Source organism: Pseudomonas sp. P5_B2 (assembly GCF_056400445.1).
On the sequence record NZ_JBFULH010000747.1, the window covers coordinates 1 to 1812 of the forward strand.

3 protein-coding genes are annotated in these 1812 nt (G+C 57.7%); all 3 read right to left on the reverse strand.

The window, feature by feature from the left end:
- On the reverse strand, positions 1-362 hold a 362-nt coding region (locus AC1DRJ_RS26280), incomplete at its 3' end, for a transaldolase family protein (protein WP_477804718.1).
- Between the two features lie 178 nt (positions 363-540).
- Positions 541-1536 (reverse strand): tRNA dihydrouridine(20/20a) synthase DusA, encoded by a 996-nt coding sequence (gene dusA, locus AC1DRJ_RS26285; protein ID WP_477804719.1) that lies wholly within the window; start codon positions 1534-1536, stop codon positions 541-543.
- A gap of 95 nt (positions 1537-1631) precedes the next feature.
- On the reverse strand, positions 1632-1812 hold a 181-nt coding region (locus AC1DRJ_RS26290; RefSeq protein WP_477804720.1), incomplete at its 5' end, for a hypothetical protein.

Genomic DNA, 1812 nt, shown 5'->3' on the forward strand with positions numbered 1-1812 from the left:
CGGTCACGACCAATGCCGGCGTTGTCGTATAGCTCGATCAAGCGGTGTGCACGCTTCAATACGGCGTCCGTGTCGAACGACAGGCGCGCATCCACTTCGGTAGAAATACGGCCCGGTACAACCTTCAGGATCTCTTGCCCGACCGCAACACCGAAACGGTCGCTGGCCAGGCCCACATCGCCTTTGCAGTCGTGCACGCAAGCATCCAGCAATTCGGCATACGCAGGGATAGCCGCGGCTTTGAGCAGCAGGGAAGGGTTGGTGGTGGCGTCCACCGGTTTAACGCGAGCAATCGCTTCGAAGTCGCCAGTATCGGCAACCACGGTGGTCATTTGTTTAAGTTGTTCCAGCTTGGAAGTCATGGGCGTGCTCTGTCCTGTGGGTCTAATGACATTACCCGAGCGCTGACAGCCACTCAAGGGCGTATGTATGTATCGATGGCCCCAGCGGCAACAACCTGAAAACGGCTGTTTGAATGGCGGGGCGCGGTATCGGTAAATACGATGCCAAATCAGCGCACAGGTTCAACCCCGGCGACCGTTAGCGCCCCTCCAACAACTCTGCCGCCTGATCCAGCAACACCAAAGGCTCTTTAGCCTTGTGGATATCCACCGACAACAACTGCCGAAATTTGCGCGCCCCCGGGAACCCGGTGCCCAGCCCCAACACATGCCGGGTGATGTGGTGCATCGAGCCACCTGCATCGATGTGCGCGGCGATATAAGGCCGCAACTGCGCCAGCGCCTCGGCCCGAGTGATCACCGGTGCCGTGCTCCCGAACAGCTGCTGATCCACCTCAGCCATCACATAAGGATTGTGATACGCCTCACGGCCCAGCATCACACCGTCGAACGTCTGCAAATGCTCGTGACAGGCCTCAAGCGTCTTGATCCCGCCGTTGAGAATAATCTCCAGGTCCGGAAAATCGGTCTTTAACTGCGCCGCCACGTCATAGCGCAGGGGGGGAATGTCGCGGTTCTCCTTCGGCGACAACCCCTCCAGAATCGCAATCCGCGCATGCACCGTAAAACTCGTACACCCGGCATCCCGAACCGTACCGACGAAATCACACAACTGCTCGTAACTGTCCCGCCCATTAATCCCGATACGGTGCTTCACCGTCACCGGAATCGACACCGCATCACGCATCGCCTTCACACAATCAGCCACCAACTGCGGATGCCCCATCAGGCACGCACCGATCATATTGTTCTGCACGCGGTCACTCGGGCAGCCGACGTTGAGGTTTGCCTCGTCGTAGCCGTGTTCTTGGGCCATGCGGGCGCAAGCGGCGAGGTCGAGGGGGACGCTGCCACCGAGTTGCAGGGCGAGCGGGTGTTCGGCTTCGTTGTGACGGAGGAAAMGGTCGTGATCGCCGTTCAGGAGCGCGCCGGTGGTGACCATTTCTGTGTAGAGGAGGGCATTTTTCGACAATAGGCGTAGGAAAAAACGGCAATGTCTATCAGTCCAATCCATCATAGGTGCGACGGAGAAACGGCGGGAGAGCGGGGCGGGTGTGGCGGTGATTGGGGGCATTGGGGGATCTGGAGTTGGTGAGGCTGGGAGTAGGGGAGTTTATCAGGATTGGGACGAGGGGGATCAGACGTGTCTTGGACGTTAGGGGCGAAGCATTACTTTGTAATAGGAAGCTTGCCATTGATCACAACCGCATCGAACACTTTTTGCCCATCATGCGCTGCTTCGGGCACATCCATGAACGTCAGTTTTTTATGAATGATCTTTCTGTGGGGGTTGTCGGTTTTTTCAGTGATGACTGCTAGAGCTTCCGAAGGGTGTGTATTTACGCTGGAC